The organism is Micrococcus sp. EWR3.9.1 (assembly GCF_052615555.1).
The window spans coordinates 1-20,374 of record NZ_JBQXFD010000003.1; the positions used below are offsets into that span (position 1 = coordinate 1).

The window sequence follows — 20,374 nt, forward strand, 5'->3', positions numbered from 1 at the left end:
CGACAGTTATGACAACGCCCTCGCTGAGACCGTGAACGGCTACGACAAGACTGAACTCGTCCGCGGCCCCGCCCGTCCCGGACCGTGGCGGACGGTCGAGGACCTCGAGCTCGCGACCCTCGGATGGGTGCACTGGCACAACACCCAGCGCCTCCACGGCTACCTCGGCGACGTCCCGCCCCCTGAGTTCGAGCAGACGTTCCGTGCTGGCCAAACCACGAGCACCGAGCTGGTGGGAATCAGATAACGCGAGTCTCCACCAGACTCAGGGCGCTTCACAACGAGCTCGCGTCGACCACGCCGACCCTTCGAGATGCTCCTCGATCCGCAGGTCAATGCCAACGCTCTGACCTGGGCCGCAGACGCGAACAAGGCCCGAACCTCGACCAACGTTTCCGTTGGCAAGGGTTCGAGCCTTGTGCGTGCGGTGGAGGCAAGGGGACTCGAACCCCTAACCCCCTGCTTGCAAAGCAGGTGCGCTACCAATTGCGCCATGCCCCCGTGAGGACGGGTCAGTCCTCCGGTGCCGGCTCGACGCCGTCGGCGTCCTCCGGCAGGTCGTCCGTGGCCGTGGCCCAGACGTCCTTCCCCGCACTGTTCTCCCGCCAGAGACGCGCCCCATAGGCGGCTGCCGCGGCGCCGACCACGAGGGCCACGCGTGCCAGTCGACCCATGGGAAGACCTCCGGAGACGAACGGAGCCCCAGCGGACCGGGGCTCTGTGTGGTGGGAGTGGGCGTACCAAGACTTGAACTTGGGACCTCTTCGTTATCAGCGAAGCGCTCTAACCGCCTGAGCTATACGCCCTCACCGTCGGTCACGGCTGACGCCGTTCACAACAGGAGATGACTGTACAGGAACGCCGACGCCCCGCGCAAATCCGCGCGGGGCGTCGGCGAGGGTCGGCTCAGTCGTCCGCCAGCGTGACGCCGATGCCGCCCACGAGGCTCGCGCAGAGGTTGTAGAGCAGCGCGGCCAGGGTGGCCAGGGCGGTCAGCAGGATGACGTTGACCACGGCCAGCACGGTGGCCAGCGAGGTGACGGTGCTCAGCGGGGCCAGGGACGCCACGGTGTAGCGCCCGGCCTCGGAGCCGAGCACAGTGCCGATCACGTCGTTGACCCTGTCGAAGATCCCGAGGACGTCGGACAGCGAGTACAGCGCCACCGCCGCCACCACCGTGAGGATGCCCAGCGCCACCGAGAGCAGGAACGCCAGCTTCAGCACCGACCACGGGTCCACCCGGGTCAGCACCAGGCGGGCGCGGCGCACCTTGGCCTTCGGGACGGCGCGGACCAGGTCCTCCTGCGAGGACCCGCTGGCCTTGCGCACCGGGCGGCCGGACCGCGGCTCGGCGGCCTTCCCAGTGCTCCGTCCCTGGCCGGGACGCGACGACGCGGACGTGCTCACTGCTCTCCTCCGTCTGCACCCTCACCGGCGTCCTGCGTCAGGGCGTCCTCCGGTGCGGCTACGGGGTCGGTCGGGTCGATGTCTGCGTCCAAGGGTACATCCGGCCCCGCCTCGGCCTCGGCGTCCGCCTTCGCCTCCATCTCCTGCTCGTTGTTCAGGGTGACGGCGACGATCCGGTCCCGCTTGTCCGGCTTGGCGAAGATCACGCCCATCGTGTCGCGGCCCTTGGCCGGCACGCCGGCGACGGCGGAGCGCACCACCTTGCCCGAGGCCATCACCACGAGGACCTCCTGGTCCTCGCGCACCACGAGACCGCCGGCGAGCTCGCCGCGGTCGTCCACGAGCTTGGCGACCTTGATGCCGAGGCCGCCGCGGTTCTGCAGGCGGTACTCGTCCACGTGGGTGCGCTTGGCGAAGCCGCCGTCCGTGACGGTGAAGACGTAGCCGTCCTCCTCCACCACGTCCATGGTCAGCAGGGAGTCGTCGTCGCGGAACTTCATGCCCGTCACGCCCGAGGTCGCACGGCCCATGGGACGCAGCGCCTCGTCCGTGGCGGTGAACCGCAGGGACTGGCCCTTGCGCGAGATCAGGATGAGGTCGTCGTCGGGCGAGACCACGCGGGCCGAGACCAGCTCGTCCCCCTCGCGCAGCTTGATGGCGATCAGGCCGGCGGTGCGGTTCGTGTCGTAGTCCAGCAGCGGCGTCTTCTTCACGAGGCCGCCGCGCGTGGCGAGCACGAGGTACGGGGCCCGGCCGTAGTCCACGAGCGGCTGGATCTGGGCGATCCGCTCGTCCGGCTGGAACGCGAGCAGGTTGGCCACGTGCTGGCCCTTCGCGTCGCGGCCGGCCTCGAGCAGCTCGTACGTCTTGATGCGGTACACGCGGCCGAAGTTCGTGAAGAACAGCAGCCAGTGGTGCGTGGACACGGTGAGGAAGTGCTCGACGACGTCGTCGCCGCGCAGCGTCGCCCCGCGCACGCCCTTGCCGCCGCGCGCCTGGGACCGGTACTGGTCGATCCGGGTGCGCTTGACGTAGCCGCCGCGGGTGATGGAGACGACCATCTCCTCCTCGGGGATCAGGTCCTCGATGGACATGTCCCCGTCGAAGCCGGCCATGATCTCGGTGCGGCGGTCGTCGCCGTGCTTGGCCACGATCTCGGCGAGCTCCTCGGAGATGACCTCGCGCTGACGCTGCGGGGACTCCAGGATCCGGTTGTACTCGGCGATCTTCGCCATGAGGTCGTCGTACTCGTCCTGGATCTTCCGGGACTCCAGGGCGGCGAGCTGGCGCAGCTGCATCTGCAGGATGGCCTGGGCCTGGACGTCGTCGATGTCCAGGAGCTCCTTGAGGGCCTCGCGGGCCACGTCCGCCGAGGCCGAGCGGCGGATGGTCTTGATGACCTCGTCCAGCATGTCCAGGGCCTTGAGCAGGCCGCGCAGGATGTGCGCGCGCTCCTCGGCCTTGCGCTTGCGGAACGCGGTGCGGCGCACGATCACGTCGATCTGGTGCTTCACCCAGTGGTGCACGAAGCCGTCCAGGGACAGGGTGCGCGGCACGCCGTCCACGAGCGCGAGCATGTTGGCCGAGAAGTTCGACTGCAGCTCGGTGTGCTTGTAGAGGTTGTTCAGCACCACCTTGGCGACGGCGTCGCGTTTGAGCACGATCACCAGGCGCTGGCCGGTGCGACCCGAGGTCTCGTCGCGCATGTCCGCGATGCCGTTGATCTTGCCGTCCCGCACCATCTCCGCGATCTTCGCGGCGAGGTTGTCCGGGTTGGTCATGTAGGGCAGCTCGGTGACCACGAGGCACGTGCGGCCCTGGATCTCCTCCACGTTGACCACGGCGCGCATGGTGATGGGGCCGCGGCCGGTCCGGTAGACCTCCTCGATGCCCTTGCGGCCCAGGATCTGGGCGCCCGTGGGGAAGTCGGGGCCGTGCACGCGGGCCAGGAGCGCCTCGAGCAGCTCCTCGCGGGTGGCCTCGGGGTGCTCGAGGTACCACTGCACGCCCGCGGCCACCTCGCGCATGTTGTGCGGCGGGATGTTCGTGGCCATGCCGACGGCGATGCCCGAGGAGCCGTTGACCAGCAGGTTCGGGTACCGGGCGGGCAGGACGACGGGCTCCTGCTGCTTGCCGTCGTAGTTGTCCTGCATGTCGACGGTGTCCTCGTCGATGTCCCGGACCATCTCCATGGCCAGCGGGGCCATCTTGGTCTCGGTGTAGCGCTGGGCGGCGGCGCCGTCGTTGCCCGGGGAGCCGAAGTTGCCCTGGCCGAGCGCCAGCGGGTAGCGCTGGACCCAGTCCTGGATGAGGCGCACGAGGGCGTCGTAGATCGCGGTGTCGCCGTGCGGGTGGTAGTTGCCCATCACGTCGCCCACCACGCGGGCGGACTTGTTGAACGCGCGGTCCGGGCGGTAGCCGCCGTCGTACATCGCGTAGAGCACGCGACGGTGCACCGGCTTGAGGCCGTCGCGCACGTCCGGCAGCGCGCGGCCGACGATCACGGCCATCGCGTAGTCCAGGTACGAGCGCTTCATCTCCGACTCGAGGTCGACGGGCTCGACCTTGTCGGCGGCGCCCTCGGGGAGCACGTAGTGCTCGACCTCGATGTCCAGGCCGGTCTGCGGGGTCCCCGGGATCGGGGCGCCCTCGACGGGCTCGTCCGGGGTCTGGGGGGTGGTCTCGTCGCTCACGCGGGTCCTCTCGTGCTCCCCTCAGGCGGGGAGGGTGGTCGACTCAGGCAGGTCTGCGGGTCCGGCTCAGACGTCCAGGAAGCGGATGTCCTTGGCGTTCTGCTGGATGAAGCTGCGGCGGGACTCCACGTCCTCGCCCATCAGCATGGAGAAGACGGCGTCCGCGGCGGCGGCGTCCTCCATGGTCACCTGCAGCAGGGTGCGGTGCTCCGGGTCCATGGTGGTGTCCCACAGCTCCTGGTAGTTCATCTCGCCCAGGCCCTTGTAGCGCTGCACGCCGTTGTCCTTGGGGTAGCGCCAGCCCTTGGCCAGGCCGGCCTCGACGGCGGCGTCGCGCTCCTCGTCCGAGAACACGTAGTCGTGCGGGGCGTTGGACCACTTGATGCGGTACAGCGGCGGCTGCGCGAGGAACACGTGGCCGGCCTCGATGAGCGGGCGCATGTACCGGAACAGCACGGTCAGCAGGAGCGTGGTGATGTGCTGGCCGTCCACGTCCGCGTCCGCCATGAGCACGATCTTGTGGTACCGCAGCTTGGAGATGTCGAACTCCTCGCCGATGTTGGTGCCGAACGCCGTGATCATCGACTGGATCTCGGCGTTGCCGAGGGCCTTGTCCAGGCGGGCGCGCTCCACGTTCAGGATCTTGCCGCGCAGCGGCAGGATGGCCTGCGTCTCCGGGTTGCGGCCCTGCTTGGCCGAACCGCCGGCGGAGTCGCCCTCCACGATGTACACCTCGCAGCGCTCGGGGTCCTTCGAGGAGCAGTCGGCCAGCTTGCCGGGCATGCCGAAGGACTCCAGCGGGGACTTGCGGCGGGCGTTGTCCCGGGCCTTGCGGGCGGCCAGGCGGGCGTGCGAGGCCATGATGGCCTTGCGGATGATCTCCTTGGCCGGCCCCGGATTGCGCTCGAACCAGTCGCCGAGGTGGTCCGTGACCGCCTTGGACACGAACCCGCGGGCCTCGGAGTTGCCGAGCTTGGTCTTGGTCTGGCCCTCGAACTGCGGCTCGGAGAGCTTCACAGAGATCACGGCGGTCAGGCCCTCGCGGATGTCCTCGCCCGAGAGGTTGTCCTCCTTGGGCTTGAGGATCTCCTTCTCCCGCGCGTACCGGTTGACCAAGGAGGTCAGCGCGGCGCGGAAGCCCTCCTCGTGGGTGCCGCCCTCGTGGGTGTTGATCGTGTTCGCGTAGGTGTGCACGGACTCCGAGTAGGCGGAGGTCCACTGCATGGCCACCTCGACGGCCATGGAGCGGCCGTCCGAGAAGTCCTCGGCCTCGAAGGCGATGACGTCGTCGTGGACGTACTCGACCTTCTTGGCGGAGTTGAGGTGCTGGACGTAGTCGAGCAGGCCGTTCTCGTACAGGTAGGTGACGGAGCGGCGCTGGGGCTCCTGCTCCGTGTCCTCCGCCAGGCCGTTCTCCGCGACGTCCTCGCCGGCGGCGCCCTCGCCCGCGATCTCGTCGTCGACGACCTCGTTGGACTCCTGGACGCGCTCGTCCGTGAGGGTGATGCGCAGGCCCTTGTTGAGGAAGGCCATCTGCTGGAAGCGGGCGCGCAGGGTCTCGTAGTCGAACTCGATCGAGTCGAAGATCTCCGCGTCCGGGTAGAACGTCTGCACGGTGCCCGTGGCGTCCGTGGCCTCACCCTTGACCAGCTCGCCCTGGGGCACGCCGCCGTCCGCGAAGGACATGCGCCACACGTGCCCCTGACGGCGGACCTCGGTGTCCACGCGGCGGGAGAGCGCGTTGACCACGGAGATGCCCACGCCGTGCAGGCCGCCCGAGACGGCGTAGCCGCCGCCGCCGAACTTGCCGCCGGCGTGCAGGATCGTCATGACGACCTCGACGGTCGGCCTCCCCTCGGTGGGGTGCAGGTCCACGGGGATGCCGCGGCCGTCGTCCGCCACGCGCACGCCGCCGTCGGCCTGCAGCGTGACGTCGATGCCGGTGGCGTAGCCGGCCAGCGCCTCGTCCACGGAGTTGTCCACGACCTCGTACACGAGGTGATGCAGGCCCCGCGGGCCGGTGGAGCCGATGTACATGCCGGGGCGCTTGCGGACGGCCTCGAGGCCCTCGAGCACGGTGATGGCGCTGGCGCCGTACTCACCGGGCACCTTCCGGTCCTTCACCGGGGCCTCGGGCTGCCCGACGGCGTCCGGCACGGCCTCCGGGTTCGGCGCGGCCGACGCGGCGGTCGGCTCCTCCGCGGGGTTCTCGGGCATGGCGTCAACCACGGGTGGCTCACTTCCTCGGACGTCGGCGGCAGGGTCGACCCGCGCGCAGGCGCGCGACGCCGCCCGGACAGGACCGGCACGCGACACGCTCCCGCAGATCCACGGGGGCGGGGGACGGACGACGGCCGGCCCCCTCTCACTGGTCCCAGTGTACCGCCTGACACCCCGAGGGCCCGCATCGACGGGGGTCCGCCGCGGGAGAACACCCGCTCAGCGGCCAGGGACACGGCTCAGGACGCGCGCAGGAGACCGCCTATGCCTCCCGGGCCGTCACCGACCCTGTGACCGCGCTAGAGCGGCGCCCATGGCCTCGCCGCGTCCGGGTCGTCGTCGGGCGCCGCGCGGATGGCCGCGGACTCAGCCGTAGGTGTCGCGCGGCCCGCGTCCGCCGCGCACGGTGCGCGGCCCCCTGCGCCAGCTCGGGGCCTGGGGCCCCGCCACCTCGATGCGGGTCACGACGCCGGGCCCGAGCGCCTCGTCGAAGCGCTGCAGGAGCACGGGGCTCATCAGGCGCAGCTGCGTGGCCCACGCGGTGGAGCTCGTCCGGACCCGCACCACGGAGTCCTCGAAGCTCTCCGGGCGACAGTGCAGCGCGATCTCCGGCCCCACCAGCTCGGCCCAGCGGGTGAGCACGGAGCCGACCGCCACGGGGGTGGACCAGCCGCGATCGCGGATCAGTCGGCCGAACACGGTGGACACCGTGGCCGGGTCCCGGTCCGCACCCCCGAACGGGCGCCGACGGTCCTGCCGCTCCCGGCCGGCCGCCGTCGTGCCCGCCATGGCCCCGGCCAGGCCCGCGCCCGTCCCCCGCGCCCGCAGCGGCGCCTCGCCCCGCTCCCGGGCGGCCTCGCGGACCCGGCGCAGCTGTACGAGCGCCAGGTCCGGCCGGTCCGGCTCGAACGGGGCGGGGGTCTCAGCCATCGGCCCCGCCCTCGCGCCGGGGCTCGCGGATGTCGCCCTCCACGGGGGCCGCGGCGGCCACGGCCTCGGAGCCCTCCGCGTCCTGGCGGATGAGCACGCGGTGGGCCGTGAGCTCCTCGGGGACGTCCTCGAGTGCGGCGGCCGTGACGATCACCTGCTCGGCCCGGTGGACGAGCGCGGCGAGGCGGCGACGACGGGCGGCGTCGAGCTCCGCGAACACGTCGTCCAGGATCAGGACGGGGCGGGCGTCGGGGTCCGGGTCGTCGGCCACGAGCACGTCGTAGGCCGCCATGCGCAGGGCCAGCGCCAGCGACCACGTCTCCCCGTGGGAGGCGTAGCCGCGCGCGGGCGCCGGGCCCAGGAAGAGGGCGAGCTCGTCCCGGTGGGGGCCCACCAGGGTGAGCGCCCGCGCCCGCTCCTCCTCCCGCTGGGTCTCGAGCGTCCGGCGCATGTCCACGGCCAGGTCCGCCACGGCCGGGACTTCCGCGTGGGTGCCGCGGGCCAGCGGGACGGTGGACTCGTAGGCGTAGGCCGCCGCCTTGGAGCCGTTGGTCAGCGCCGCATACATCTCCTGGAGGGGGCGGGCCAGCAGGCGCAGCACGTGCAGGCGGCCGTGGAGCAGGCGGGCGCCGGCGGCGCAGAGGTGCTCGTCCCAGACGGCGAGCGTCGCGTCCTCCTCCGGGCCCCAGCGGCGAGAGCCGCGGCCCGACTTGAGCAGGGCGTTGCGCTGACGCAGCACGCGTTCGTAGTCGGCGGCGGCCTCGCCGAGCGCCGGACGCAGCTGCACCATGAGCTGGTCGAGGAGACGACGGCGGCCGCCCGGCTCCCCCGTCACGAGGCTGAGGTCCTCCGGGGCGAAGACCACGGTGCGCAGGATCCCGAGGCCCTCCTTCGCCCGCACGGGGGCGCCGCGGTTGATGGCCACCCGGTTGGACCGGCCCGGCAGGATCTCCAGCTCGAGGGCGACGGTGCGGGAACCGCGGTGCACGCGCCCGGCCATCCGGGCCCGGTCCCGGCCGAAGCGCACGAGCTGCGCGTCCGAGCTGACCCGGTGGGACTGCTGGGCGCCGAGGTAGCCGATCGCCTCCACGAGGTTGGTCTTGCCCACCCCGTTGGCCCCGAGCAGCACCGTGGACCCCGGCGTCAGCTCCAGGTCGGCCCAGCGGTAGGACCGGAAGTCCGCGACGGTGAGGTGGGACAGGTACACGGGTGCGTCCGGCCCCCTGCGTCAGGCGATGCGCACCGGCATCACGAGGTAGCGGTAGTCGGAGACGACGCCGTCCTCCTGGTTCACGCCGGTGAGCAGGGCGGGCTTGGGCGCGGACGTGAAGGCGAAGCGCACCTGCGGCTGGTCCACCACGGCCAGGCCCTCGGAGAGGTAGGACGGGTTGAACGCCACGGTGATGTCCTCGCCCTCGAGCGTGCACGGCACGGACTCGTTGGCGCTCGCGTCATCGCCGGTGCCGGCGTCCAGGGTGACCTGGCCCTCCGTGAACACCATGCGCAGGGCGGTGTTGCGCTCGGCCACGAGGGCGACGCGGCGGGACGCCTCGACCAGGGCGGCGGTGTCCACCACGGCCTGGATGGGGCTGGACTCGGGGAAGAGCGAGCGGATCTTGGGGTACTCGCCGTCCACGAGCACGGAGGTGGTGCGGCGGCCACCGGAGGCGAAGCCCACGAGGTCGGCGGTCTGACCGAGGAGGATCTCCAGGTCGCCGCCGGAGCCGAGGGACTTGGCGACCTCGGTGAGCGTGCGCGCCTTGATGAGCAGCGACGTCGAGAGGGACGGGTCCGCCGGGGTCCAGCGGATCTCCTTCATGGCCAGCCGGTAGCGGTCCGTGGCCAGGAAGGTCATGGTGTCGCCCTCGATCTCCACCTTCACGGCGGTGAGGATCGGCAGGGTGTCGTCCTTGGAGGCGGCGACGGTGACCTGGGCGACGGCGTGGGCGAACGCGGCGCCGTCCACGGTGCCCGCGGGGGCCGGCAGCTCGGGCAGGGCCGGGTAGTCGCCCACGGGCATCGTGGCCAGGGCGAAGCGGGAGGAGCGGCAGGTGACGAGCACCTTGCCGCCGTCGAGCTCCACCGTGACCTGGGCCTGCGGCAGGGAGCGGACGATGTCGTTCAGCAGGCGGCCGGAGACGAGCACCTGGCCCGCGGTCTCGACGTCGGCCTCGATCTCCAGGCGCGCGGAGGTCTCGTAGTCGAAGCTCGCGATGGACACGACGCCGGCCTCGGCCGTGATCAGCAGGCCCGAGAGCACCGGCACCGGCGGGCGCGGGGACAGGGAGCGTGCGGCCCAGGAGACGGCGTCGGTGAGGATGTCGCGTTCGACGGTGAACTTCACGAGCTGCACTGCCTCTCTGGGGGTGATGACGGGGGTTGCGGGCCCGGGGGGAACGGCGACACGCGGGCCTCAGCATAGGCGGTCCGCGCGGCGGGTGTCAGGTCGCCGACGAATGACAGCGGTGTGATTCCACGGATCTCGGGCGCCCGGGCGCAGCCCGGGCCCTCGAGGCGCTCAGCTCGGTGAGGGGCGGCGGAGATGATGTTGCTTGGCGGGATCTCTCCAGGGGGATCAGAAGGAGTGGTAGCGGGTGTGGATCCTGTGGAGAACGCCGTTCTGCCGCGTCACCATGCGGATTCGGCTGGGGGAACCGTGTGGACGCCCGCTCGTTCGGGGTGTGCATCCGGTGTGGACGAGCCTCGGAGGCCCTCCCCCCGCTCTGCACAGGCCCGACCGGGGTTGTCCAGACTCATCCCCGGATCCACCCCCCAGTTGTCCACATTCCTGTCCACAGGACGCGTCCACACCCGTCGAAATCCGCGAGATCATGCGGTTTTCGGCTGTGGAGATCTGTGGATACGTGTGGACCACCGAATGACATCCGTGTGATTCACCAGCCTGTGCACCGTCGTCGTCCCCAGGGGTGTGGACGCGGCGTGAGCGGCCTGATTCCGCCATCCACAGGCGCGGAGGTTGTCCACAGTGGCGGGGGTTCTCCACAGAGTTGTCCACACCGGTGGACAATGTGGAAGAAGACTCGAGTCCCGGTCGAAGGTTCGAACCGGGACTCGAGGGGGCAGTGGGTGGCTCAGGTGCCGCGCTGTTTCCGCTTGATCTCGTTGGTGAGCTCGGTGACCTGGTTGTAGATCGTCCGCCGCTCGGCCATCAGCTCGCGGATCTTGCGGTCCGCGTGGATGACGGTGGTGTGGTCGCGGCCGCCCAGGACCTGGCCGATCTTGGGCAGGGACATCTCGGTCAGCTCGCGCAGCAGGTACATGGCGATCTGCCGCGCCGTCACCAGCGTGCGGGTGCGGGACTTGCTGGTCAGCTCCTCGAGGGTGAGATTGAAGTACTCCCCCGTGGCGTGCAGGATCAGCTCCGGGGTGATCTCGTGCGCCGTCTCGTCCGTGATCAGGTCCTTGAGCACATGCTCGGCCAGCTCGATGTCCACGGTCTGCCGGTTGAGCGAGGCGAACGCGGTCACGCGGATCAGCGCGCCCTCGAGCTCGCGGATGTTCGTGGAGATGCGCGAGGCGATGTACTCCAGCGCCTCCGGCGGGGCCACGAGCCCCTCGGCCTCCGCCTTCTTCCGGAGGATCGCGATGCGCGTCTCGAGGTCCGGCGGCTGGATGTCCGTGATCAGCCCCCACTCGAAGCGGGAGCGCAGCCGGTCCTCGAACCCGGAGAGCTGCTTGGGCGGCAGGTCCGAGGTGATGACCACCTGCTTGTTGTTGTTGTAGAGCGTGTTGAAGGTGTGGAAGAACTCCTCGACCGTCGCCTCCTTGTCCGCCAGGAACTGGATGTCGTCGATCAGCAGGATGTCCACGTTGCGGTAGACCTGCTTGAACGAGGCGCCCTCGTCGTGGCGGATGGAGTTGATGAAGTCGTTGGTGAACTCCTCCGAGTTCACGTACCGCACCCGCAGGCCCGGGTAGAGGCGACGGGCGTAGTGCCCGATCGCGTGCAGCAGGTGCGTCTTGCCCAGGCCGGACTCGCCGTAGATGAACAGCGGGTTGTACGCCTTCGCCGGCGCCTCGGCCACCGCGTTCGCGGCGGCGTGCGCGAACCGGTTGGACGAGCCGATCACGAACGTCTCGAAGTGGTAGCGGTCGTTGAGGCGGCTGGTCTCCGCGGACGTCGACGGCGGCGCGGGGGTCGGCTTGCCGTTCCCGCTCGGGGCCGCGGTCGCAGCGGGCGCGACGTCGGCCGGCGGCTCGATGCGGAAGCCCGGCAGCTCCTCGGCGACGGCGCGGCGGGAGGTGGCGGCGGTCGCAGCCGGGGGCAGCTCGACGTCCGGCACCGCGGCGGCGGCCGGTCCGCCCGCGAGGGAGGAGCGGCGGGCCTCGGACGAGGGGGTCCGCGGCGGCTGCAGGTTCGCGTCGATCGAGATGGCCAGCAGGATCTCCTCGCGGAACTCCTTGGTCAGGGCGTCCGTGAGGGCGTCGGCCACCTGGGTGCCCTGGAGCGTCTCGCGGGTGGTCTCGTTCGGCACGGCCAGCAGGAGCGTGTTGCCGATGAGGCCCTGCGGCTGGGCCAGGTAGACGAAGCCCATGAGGCGGGCGCTGACCCGCGCGTCGTCCTCGAGGGAGCCCACGACGGAGCGCCACGAGCTGAGCACGGCCTGGTCTGCCACCACGGAGGCTTCCTTTCCTGGGGCAGACGTCCCCGAGGACGGGGGCGGCTGCGCGAGACGGACGACGGTGCTCGGAGTCTAACGGTTGTCCACAGGGTTGTGCACAGACGGTGGACAACCCCTATCATCCTGTGGACGACCGCCCCGGGCGCCCACGGGCGTCCGGGATCCGCGCGCACCCGTTTGACCCCTGCGTACCCCGGCCACTAGAGTTGTCTGGTCCCCCGGGTGTCGGTTGATCGTGCCCGCCGGGGATTTCATGTCAGAGCCTCACCGGTCCTTCCCCCTGGTCCACCTGCTCAGGTCGACGGTCGAAGGCACACAACACGTCGTGGAGAGATCACAGTGACCAAGCGCACGTTCCAGCCCAACAACCGCCGTCGTGCCCGCAAGCACGGCTTCCGTGCCCGCATGCGCACCCGCGCCGGCCGCGCCATCCTGTCCGCTCGCCGCGGCAAGAACCGCGCCGAGCTGTCCGCCTGAGGACCTCGGTCCAGGGACGGCGCGCCCCGTGCTGCCCCGTGACCGTCGCGTCCGCACGCCCGCGGAGTTCCGTCACCTCGGTCGCACCGGCACCCGCGCGGGTCGGCGCACCGTCGTGGTGAGCGTCGCCACGGACCCCGATCAGACCCGGTCCACGTCGCCGAGCGCCCCTCGGCCGCGGGCCGGGTTCGTCGTGTCCAAGGCCGTGGGGAACGCGGTGACCCGCAACCGGGTGAAGCGGCGGCTGCGCGCCGTCGTCGCGGATCAGATGCGCCTGCCCCCGCTGCGCGACCTGCCGGTTCTGGTGCAGGTCCGCGCGCTGCCGGCCGCCGCCGAGGCGGACTACGCGCTGCTGCGCCGCGAGACCGTCGGCGCGCTCGGCAAGGCCCTGAAGCCGCACCTGCCCGCCGCCTCGGAGCACGCGTAGATGACCGTCACGCCCTCGCCCTTCGTCGTGCTCGAGCCCTCCCGTGAGTGGGGGCCGCTGCGCGCGCTGCCGTCCGCCCTGCTGGCGGGCCTGCTCACGGTCTATCGGGCCGTGGTCTCCCCGCTGTACGGACCCGTGTGCCGGTTCTTCCCCAGCTGCTCCGCCTACGGGCTGGAGGCCGTGCACGTGCACGGCGCGGTGAAGGGGTCGTGGCTCGCCGCGCGGCGCATCGGCCGGTGCCATCCCTGGAACGACGGCGGCGTGGACCCGGTCCCGCCCGGGCACCGACGCTGGCCGCCGGGCCGGCAGCCGCGCATCCTCGCCCTGAACCACCCTCCCATCCCACCTGATCTCCCGCAGGAGGATTGACCCCCATGTTCGAAGCCATCCTCTCCCCGTTCCGCTGGCTGATGTCCTGGCTGCTCGGGGCGTTCCACAGCATCCTGGAGTTTGCGGGCCTGCCCGCGGACTCCGGCTGGACGTGGGCCCTGTCCATCCTCCTGCTGGTGGTGCTCATCCGCACCCTGCTGATCCCGCTGTTCGTCAAGCAGATCAAGGCGCAGCGCGCCATGCAGGCCATCCAGCCCGAGCTGCAGAAGCTGCAGGCCAAGTACAAGGGCAAGAAGGACCAGCTCTCCCGCCAGGCCATGGCCATGGAGCAGCAGGCGCTCATGAAGGAGCACAAGGCGAACCCGTTCGCCGCCTGCCTGCCGCTGCTGATCCAGATGCCGTTCTTCTTCGCGCTCTACCAGGTGCTGATCGGCGCCCGCGGCGCGGCGGAGCGCGGCGAGGCCATGGACGCCCTGTCCGCGGACCAGATCCGCTCCTTCGAGGGCTCCACGATCTTCGGCGCCCGCATGTCGGACACCTTCATGAACTCGCTCGGCGCGCCGGGCAGCGGGCCCGTGATCGTCACGGCGATCGTGCTGATCCTGCTCATGTCGGGCTCGATGTTCTTCATGCAGAAGATGCTCATGACGAAGAACATGACGCAGCAGGCCCTCTCCGGGCCCATGATGCAGACGCAGCAGATCATGCTCTACGCCATGCCCCTGATCTTCGGCATCGGCGGCATCAACTTCCCGATCGGCGTGCTCCTGTACTGGACCTACTCCAACTTCTGGGCCGTCGGCCAGCAGTGGTGGATCATCCGCAACAACCCGACCCCGGGCTCCCTCGCCGAGAAGGAGCTCAACGAGCGCCGCGCCGCCAAGGGCCTGCCCCCCGTGGGCCAGAAGGTGTCGAACGCCGAGGCCACGCCCTCGTCCGCGCACACCCAGGCGGGCCGCGGCGGTGCCGTGCTGAACGGTGAGGTCGTCCGCCAGTCGGGTCAGCGCGTCCAGCCCCAGCGCAAGAACCGCAGGAGGAAGTGAGCATGTCCGCCGAGAACGTGACCCCGGCCTCCGAGGCCGAGGACGCCGTCGTCGAGACCCCCGTGGGCCAGGGCTCTCGCGTCGCGGAGCAGGACGGTGCCGCCGTCTCGGAGGCGGTGCGCCGCCTCGAGGAGGAGGGCGACGTCGCCGCGGACTACGTCGAGGAGCTGCTCGACATCGCGGACCTGGACGGGGACATCGACATCGAGGTCCGCGACGGGCGCACGTACGTGTCCGTCGTCTCCGAGGACCACGATGAGCGCCTGGACGGCCTCGTCGGCCCCGACGGCCGCACCCTGGAGGCCCTGCAGGAGCTCGTCCGGCTGGCCGTGCTCGCCGCCACGGGGCACCGCTCCCGGCTGATCCTGGACGTCTGCGGGCACCGGGAGCGCCGCAACGTCGCCCTGCGCACCGCCGCCCAGGCGGCCGTCGAGCGCGTCCGCGCCGGCGAGGGTCCCGTGCACCTCGAGCCCATGGGCGCGTACGAGCGCAAGATCGTCCACGACGTCGTCGCGGACGCCGGCCTGACCTCCGAGTCGGAGGGCGAGGGCGCCCGCCGGCACGTGGTCATCTCCGCCGATGACTGAGCAGGGTTCGGCCTACGAGCGGCGCCCCGGGCTGGATCCGCGGGACCGGGGCGACCGTCCCGCACCCGTGGGACAGCCGGCACCGCCGCTGACCGATGCGCTGCGGCCGGCCGCCGTCGAGCTGTTCGGCGAGGCCCTCCCCCGGGCCGAGGCGTACGTGGCCCACCTGGCGGACACCGGCATCGAGTGGGGCCTGATCGGCCCGCGCGAGGCGCCCCGTCTCTGGGAGCGCCACGTCCTGAACTGCGCCGTGGTCGAGGAGCTCCTCCCGCAGGGTGCGCTCGTGGCCGACGTCGGCTCCGGTGCGGGCCTGCCCGGCCTGTGCCTCGCGCTCGCGCGCCCCGACTGCCAGTTCCTGCTCATCGAGCCGCTCGAGCGGCGCGTGGAGTGGCTGGACATGGTGGTCGCCGACCTCGGCCTGGAGAACGTGGACGTGATCCGCGGCCGCGCCGAGCAGGTCTCCGGGGACCTCGACGTCGACGTCGTGACCGCCCGCGCCGTGTCCGCGCTGAAGACCCTCGTGCCGCTGACCATGCCGATGCTGCAGGGCGCCGGGGAGCTGCTGGCCATCAAGGGCCGCTCCGCGGCCGACGAGATCGCCGCCGCCCGCAAGGTCCTGCGCAAGTATGGTGGTGCCGAGCCCGAGATCCTCACGGTGGGCGAGGGCCTGCTGCCCGAGACCACCACCGTCGTGCGCGTCAGCGCGCGTCCCCGCTGACCCCTCCCCCACCGGGACGGGACGGGCCGGGCGGCAGCAGATCCGCACACCCGCGACCCAGGAGGTAGAGCCGCATGGCGCAGGAGCAGGAGAGCCGGGGTGGGGCCTGGAGGGCCCTGCGCCAGAAGTGGACCGGCCGGACCGCCGAGAAGGGCGGCGCCGACGCCGAGGAGCCCGCGCGGCTTCAGCGGCGCCGTCTGACGCGCCCCGACCGCACCCGCGTGTTCACGACGTCCAACCAGAAGGGCGGCGTCGGCAAGACGACGACGACGGTCAACCTGGCCGCGGCCCTCGCCCGCGCGGGCATGCGGGTGATGGTGGTGGACATCGACCCGCAGGGCAATGCGTCCACCGCGCTGAACATCCCCCACACCGGGGACGTCGCCTCCGTGTACGACGTGCTCCTGGGCGAGATGGAGATCCAGGACGTCGTGCAGGACGCCCCGGACGTGGACGGCCTGCAGGTGGTGCCTGCGACGATCGACCTGGCCGGTGCCGAGATCGAGCTGGTCTCGCTGGTGGCCCGCGAACAGCGACTGTCGCGGGCGCTCGAGGCGTACACCGCCTGGCGCGAGGGGGACGGCCAGGAGCGGCTGGACTACGTGTTCATCGACTGCCCGCCGTCCCTGGGCCTGCTGACGGTCAACGCGTTCGTGGCGGCCGAGGAGGTGCTCATCCCGATCCAGGCCGAGTACTACGCCCTCGAGGGCCTCTCCCAGCTGCTCAAGAACGTGCAGATGATCCAGAAGCACCTGAACCCGCGTCTCCAGGTGAGCACCATCCTGCTGACGATGTTCGACGCGCGGACCAACCTCGCCGTGCAGGTGGCGGAGGAGGTCCGGACGCACTTCCCGGAGCAGCTGCTGAGCACCGCGATCCCCCGCAACGTCCGCATCTCCGAGGCCCCCAGCTATCAGCAGACGGTGCTGACGTACGACCCGGCCTCGGCCGGCGCCATGGCGTACCGGGAGGCGGCCGCGGAGATCGCCGGCCGCGGGGCGCCGACGGCCCTGAAGGGCTGACGCCCAGCCGGCCGCTGCGGCGGTCGCCGGGTGGCGCTGCTGGCGACGACGAAGCCCGCCGGAGGGAGTGATCCCCCCGGCGGGCTTCGTCGTGAGTGAGTGCGGCCCGGGAGATAAGCGGTAGGAAGACAAGCGGAATCGCTGGGCATGGCGGACGACCGTGTTTCACGTGAAACGACCCCCTCCGAGGGTGCGAGCGTGGTGCCGCCGCGGCGGGACGATGGGGAGGGGTGCCCGTGGTGGACTGCTTCCGTCTGACACGCTCCCCTCTCCTTCGCTGGGCCGGCCCCTCCGCCGCCGGCCAGGCGCACCTGTCGCGAGGCCTGGGTGGAGCCGCGGGCGGCGACGCACGAACTCACGGGGTGAACGGCATGGCGGCGGGGCGGCAACGGCGGCTGTGAGGGCCGGCGGTGCACGCTGCGTTGAAGTGCTCCGCGAGGGCTGCGCGACGCGTGGGGAACGTACTGGGCGCGGCCGTGCAGGGTATGGTCCGTCCCTCCTCCTTCACCCGGGTGCGCTGCAGCCTCGAGGATGCAGCCAGCGAGCAGGCCGGGTGCTGTGAGTGGGTGCCCCCTCTCCCCCACGGTCAGACCTCCTCGCCGTCGGTGACGTGCAGGGAATCGGGGCCAGAGCGGAGCACGAGCCGTGGTGTCGCCGCGAGGCGCGCGGCCGGTCTGCCGTCAGCGTGTGCGAGAGCAGACGTCAGCGGCGATGGTGGGCTGCTGTGATTCGTCTGAGTTGGAGGGGCCGAACGGCGGCGCCAGAAGGACAGTTCTATTGTGCATTCCTGTGTGCGGAGTAGGAGAGACTCCGGCGAAGAGGGGCGGCCGCACGCCCCCAATGTATACAGAGACAAGCATGTGAGCTGGCACTTTGCGGAATCAGCAGTGGTTAGCGGCTATCGTCGATGTTGATATGTGGACAAGATCTGTGGACAAGGGGACGTCGTGGGTAGGTGGCCGTGGGTGCCACCATGGCGCTGGTTGGTCTGGCGAATCCCCAGCGTGGCCCGACGGCTAGGTACGGGGTCGGCAGGGGGAATGCTGAGTCAGCCTGGGTCCCCTCCCCCGGGAAACCCGCATCAGCTCAGTGCGGGACGGTCAGGCCGCACGGTTCTGACCCCTGCAACGACGTGGAAGCAGGACGTCGATCACTCAGGTGGTGGCCGGGGGTTTCACGTGAAACACGATGCTCGCGCGTAGGTCTAGCGTCGATCCCTGGAGGGAGCCGCGTGCGGACGGACGGGTGAAGACCCGGTTCCACACGAGTCGGACGTGAACCTTAATGGGCGGAATGGGCAGACGGGAGGAATGGGTCCGGTCTGTCGGGCGGAAGGGCCTGCCATATGACTGTACGGCCGCTGCTGACGGCAGCGACTGCATCGAACAGTACGGTCAACGGCACAAGTCGGTGCAAGCCGCGCGACATGGGACCCGCGACCCGGCGTTCGCGCCCAGTACGCCGCCACGTTTCACGTGAAACCGAACGACCGACGTCCGGCGCTCGACGCGCCCGGGTCACAACGTCAGCAACGCGAGGAGTCTGAACCTCGAACGCATCTCACGCCCCTATGGACGCCGGCATCTGAATGCAACCCGCTCGTGGGCGGACTTCCGTGGCACCAGTGCACGGTCGAATCTTCGAACGGGACGTTTCACGTGAAACGAGCCTCGGGCGAAGGGGCCGTACCGTGAGATAACCACTTCAGGTTATCCATGGAACACACCATCAATGCCGCCAATGGGGTGACAGAGAACGACACGACAAGGAGGCACTGGTTCGTGAGGAGCAACCACGACAACCATCGGGCCCCCGTCCGTGTTCTCTGCGACAGACTCATTCGTGTTTCACGTGAAACACGGTCACCGACGCAACGTTCGATTCGTGAGCCGCGCGGGGGTGAGGAAGCACTGAACACAAGACGACGAGAAGTCCGAGCACGGCCGTTCGGCGATTCGAGTGTCCACACCACACCGCGGGGAGTGGAGCGGCGCTTCGATCCTGGTCCGCCACTTTCGATTCGACGATCCGCAGCATGATGCGGGTGGCCGGCAGACTGAGTACCGTCCGCACGGAAGGTTGATCGGTACCGGTACACCGAGAACACAAGCCGGTATATCTGCGATTCGACAATCGCCCACTCGCCAGCTTAGGGATCGCGTTTCATGTGAAACGAGTGGACCCTACGGGATGCATGTGAGGGTTCTGATGATTGCAGCCGCAACCCTCCTGGAGCGCTCCAACTCGGAGTGTTCCACGTGAAACACTCACGCTCGCGGCAGGCGTCCACCCGCGCGCCCACCCCCCCCGTCGTCCGAGTCCAATCACGGACGTGCATGCCAGAACCGAGACCCGAATATCACCGCACCCCTTGCAGCTCAGGCCCTCGCGTGGCCACCGGCAGTCGGGGCCAGCACAACGTGCGGGGTGTCCTCACGTCGCCCAGGATCATCGAGACCAGGCCGCTCACCTACACTGATCGCAGACCCACTCACTGCAGGAGGACCCGTTGAAGACGAGCCGTCGAGGAGGCCTGGGGCGAGGCCTCGGCGCCCTGATCCAGAGCACTGTAGAAGCCCCGGAAGAGAACGCCGAGGCACCCTCCCCGGAGGACTCTCCGACGCCGGCGAAGAGCGGCCCGAAGACCGAGACGCCGGGGGAGTCCGGCGAGCCGGTCCCGTCGGCCTCCCAGCAAAAGACCACGGGCCGCACCGCTCAGGTCACGAAATCAACGTCCACAACTGGCCGGAACGCCGCGTCCGCCACGAAGGCAGGGACCACCTCGTCGAAGCGTGCCTCGCGACCCGCGCAGCGTCCCGTCGACGTGTTCTTCTCCGCAGAGTCCGAGGATGCACCCGCGGCGCGGCCGACCAAGGGGCGTCCGGCCATGCCGACGGTGAAGGCGCCCAGCAAGCGTGCCACCTCCGCGACGTCGTCGAGGAAGGAACCGGGGGACTCGAGCGTTGAGTCCGCCGCGACCGAGGGGACCGTGTCCGCGGACATCGCGGTCCTGCGGGAGATCCCGGTGGGGGACATCCACCCCAACCCGCGGCAGCCGCGTGAGGTGTTCGACGAGGACCACATGGCGGAACTGGTCACCTCGATCCGCGAGGTCGGCATCCTGCAGCCGATCGTCGTGCGCGAGGTGGACGGCCCCACCCCCTATGAGCTGATCATGGGCGAGCGCCGGTGGCGCGCCACCCAGAAGGCCGGCCTGGACACCATCCCGGCGATCGTCCGCCAGACCCCGGACCAGGACCTCCTGCGGGATGCTCTGCTGGAGAACCTGCACCGCTCCCAGCTGAACCCGCTCGAAGAGGCCGCCGCCTACCAGCAGCTCATGGAGGACTTCGCCTGCACGCAGGAGGAACTGTCCCAGCGCATCGGCCGCTCTCGTCCGCAGATCTCCAACACGCTGCGGCTGCTCAAGCTGCCGCCCCTCGTGCAGCGCCGCGTGGCCGCCGGCACGCTCTCGGCCGGCCATGCGCGTGCGCTGCTCGGTCTCACGGACCCGTCGGACATGGAGCGTCTGGCGCAGCGGATCCAGTCGGAGGGCTTGTCCGTCCGGTCCACGGAGGAGGCGGTCGCGCAGCTGCAGGGCGGGCTCCGGCCGGGCCGCACGCCGCGGCGCAGCACGGACGACGCCCGCCACGAGCGCCTGGACCACTACGCCACCGCGCTCACCAGCCGCCTGGACACCGCCGTGAAGATCACCCTCGGCGCGCGCAAGGGCCGCATCGCCATCGACTTCACCACCGTGGAGGACCTGAACCGCATCATGGACCTCATCCAGGGCGGTCAGGACGGCAAGGGGAAGGGCAAGAAGTCCTGATCCGGAGTTCCCGCGGACGGCGTCCACGGGCACCCGCCGCTGGTC

The 20,374-nt window shown here is 70.5% G+C and carries 17 protein-coding genes and 2 tRNA genes; 9 read left to right on the forward strand and 10 right to left on the reverse strand.

Going from position 1 to position 20,374, the window contains the following annotated elements; translation table 11 throughout:
• Positions 1–247 (forward strand): integrase core domain-containing protein (locus tag ACUJ8O_RS02650; RefSeq protein ID WP_445373121.1); only part of this gene is annotated, 247 nt, incomplete at its 5' end.
• A gap of 181 nt (positions 248–428) precedes the next feature.
• On the opposite strand, the gene ACUJ8O_RS02655 is transcribed toward ACUJ8O_RS02650, so the two are convergent.
• The 10 genes from ACUJ8O_RS02655 to dnaA form a co-directional block, all read right to left on the reverse strand.
• Positions 429–501 (reverse strand) — tRNA-Ala (locus ACUJ8O_RS02655).
• An 11-nt stretch (positions 502–512) separates the two neighbouring features.
• Positions 513–674, reverse strand: coding sequence for a hypothetical protein (locus ACUJ8O_RS02660; protein WP_010079767.1), 162 nt, complete (start codon positions 672–674; stop codon positions 513–515).
• A gap of 58 nt (positions 675–732) precedes the next feature.
• Positions 733–806, reverse strand: a tRNA-Ile gene (locus ACUJ8O_RS02665).
• A gap of 100 nt (positions 807–906) precedes the next feature.
• Positions 907–1,407: a DUF3566 domain-containing protein gene (locus ACUJ8O_RS02670; protein ID WP_095347371.1), complete on the reverse strand. Its 501-nt coding sequence runs from the start codon at positions 1,405–1,407 to the stop codon at positions 907–909.
• Positions 1,404–4,100, reverse strand: coding sequence for a DNA gyrase subunit A (gene gyrA, locus ACUJ8O_RS02675; RefSeq protein WP_095347372.1), 2,697 nt, complete (start codon positions 4,098–4,100; stop codon positions 1,404–1,406). Before gyrA ends, ACUJ8O_RS02670 begins: the two co-directional genes overlap by 4 nt.
• Before the next feature lie 66 nt (positions 4,101–4,166).
• The gene (gene gyrB, locus ACUJ8O_RS02680; RefSeq protein ID WP_170747709.1) at positions 4,167–6,317 is read right to left on the reverse strand and encodes a DNA topoisomerase (ATP-hydrolyzing) subunit B; all 2,151 of its coding nucleotides are present in this window, start codon (positions 6,315–6,317) and stop codon (positions 4,167–4,169) included.
• 369 nt (positions 6,318–6,686) lie between these two features.
• A complete protein-coding gene (locus ACUJ8O_RS02685; RefSeq protein ID WP_095347374.1) occupies positions 6,687–7,250 on the reverse strand; it encodes a DUF721 domain-containing protein in 564 nt (187 codons plus the stop codon).
• Positions 7,243–8,457 (reverse strand): DNA replication/repair protein RecF, encoded by a 1,215-nt coding sequence (recF, locus tag ACUJ8O_RS02690; RefSeq protein WP_371506794.1) that lies wholly within the window; start codon positions 8,455–8,457, stop codon positions 7,243–7,245. Before recF ends, ACUJ8O_RS02685 begins: the two co-directional genes overlap by 8 nt.
• Before the next feature lie 21 nt (positions 8,458–8,478).
• The gene (dnaN, locus tag ACUJ8O_RS02695) at positions 8,479–9,594 is read right to left on the reverse strand and encodes a DNA polymerase III subunit beta (protein ID WP_170747710.1); all 1,116 of its coding nucleotides are present in this window, start codon (positions 9,592–9,594) and stop codon (positions 8,479–8,481) included.
• Positions 9,595–10,342: 748 nt separating this feature from the next.
• Positions 10,343–11,890, reverse strand: a complete 1,548-nt coding sequence (dnaA, locus tag ACUJ8O_RS02700; protein WP_371506793.1) for a chromosomal replication initiator protein DnaA — start codon at positions 11,888–11,890, stop codon at positions 10,343–10,345.
• A gap of 342 nt (positions 11,891–12,232) precedes the next feature.
• Between dnaA and rpmH the strand changes: the two genes are divergently transcribed.
• From rpmH to ACUJ8O_RS02740, 8 genes are all read left to right on the forward strand, one after another.
• On the forward strand, positions 12,233–12,370 hold the full coding sequence (rpmH, locus tag ACUJ8O_RS02705; RefSeq protein WP_002856443.1) for a 50S ribosomal protein L34: 138 nt from the start codon (positions 12,233–12,235) through the stop codon (positions 12,368–12,370).
• Positions 12,371–12,398: 28 nt separating this feature from the next.
• Positions 12,399–12,797, forward strand: a complete 399-nt coding sequence (gene rnpA, locus ACUJ8O_RS02710) for a ribonuclease P protein component (protein WP_002856442.1) — start codon at positions 12,399–12,401, stop codon at positions 12,795–12,797.
• Positions 12,798–13,166 carry a membrane protein insertion efficiency factor YidD gene (yidD, locus tag ACUJ8O_RS02715; protein WP_002856440.1) on the forward strand — a complete coding sequence of 123 codons (369 nt, stop codon included), beginning with the start codon at positions 12,798–12,800 and terminating at the stop codon, positions 13,164–13,166.
• Between the two features lie 5 nt (positions 13,167–13,171).
• Positions 13,172–14,170 (forward strand): membrane protein insertase YidC, encoded by a 999-nt coding sequence (gene yidC, locus ACUJ8O_RS02720; protein WP_010079777.1) that lies wholly within the window; start codon positions 13,172–13,174, stop codon positions 14,168–14,170.
• A 2-nt stretch (positions 14,171–14,172) separates the two neighbouring features.
• On the forward strand, positions 14,173–14,757 hold the full coding sequence (locus ACUJ8O_RS02725) for a Jag family protein (RefSeq protein ID WP_036314423.1): 585 nt from the start codon (positions 14,173–14,175) through the stop codon (positions 14,755–14,757).
• On the forward strand, positions 14,750–15,475 hold the full coding sequence (gene rsmG, locus ACUJ8O_RS02730) for a 16S rRNA (guanine(527)-N(7))-methyltransferase RsmG (RefSeq protein WP_134416153.1): 726 nt from the start codon (positions 14,750–14,752) through the stop codon (positions 15,473–15,475). The genes ACUJ8O_RS02725 and rsmG overlap by 8 nt, the downstream gene beginning before the upstream one ends.
• Before the next feature lie 74 nt (positions 15,476–15,549).
• Entirely contained in the window at positions 15,550–16,497 is a 948-nt protein-coding gene (locus tag ACUJ8O_RS02735; RefSeq protein ID WP_036314421.1) for a ParA family protein, read from the forward strand.
• A 2,509-nt stretch (positions 16,498–19,006) separates the two neighbouring features.
• Positions 19,007–20,329 carry a ParB/RepB/Spo0J family partition protein gene (locus tag ACUJ8O_RS02740; RefSeq protein ID WP_095347379.1) on the forward strand — a complete coding sequence of 441 codons (1,323 nt, stop codon included), beginning with the start codon at positions 19,007–19,009 and terminating at the stop codon, positions 20,327–20,329.
• Positions 20,330–20,374 lie beyond the last annotated feature (45 nt).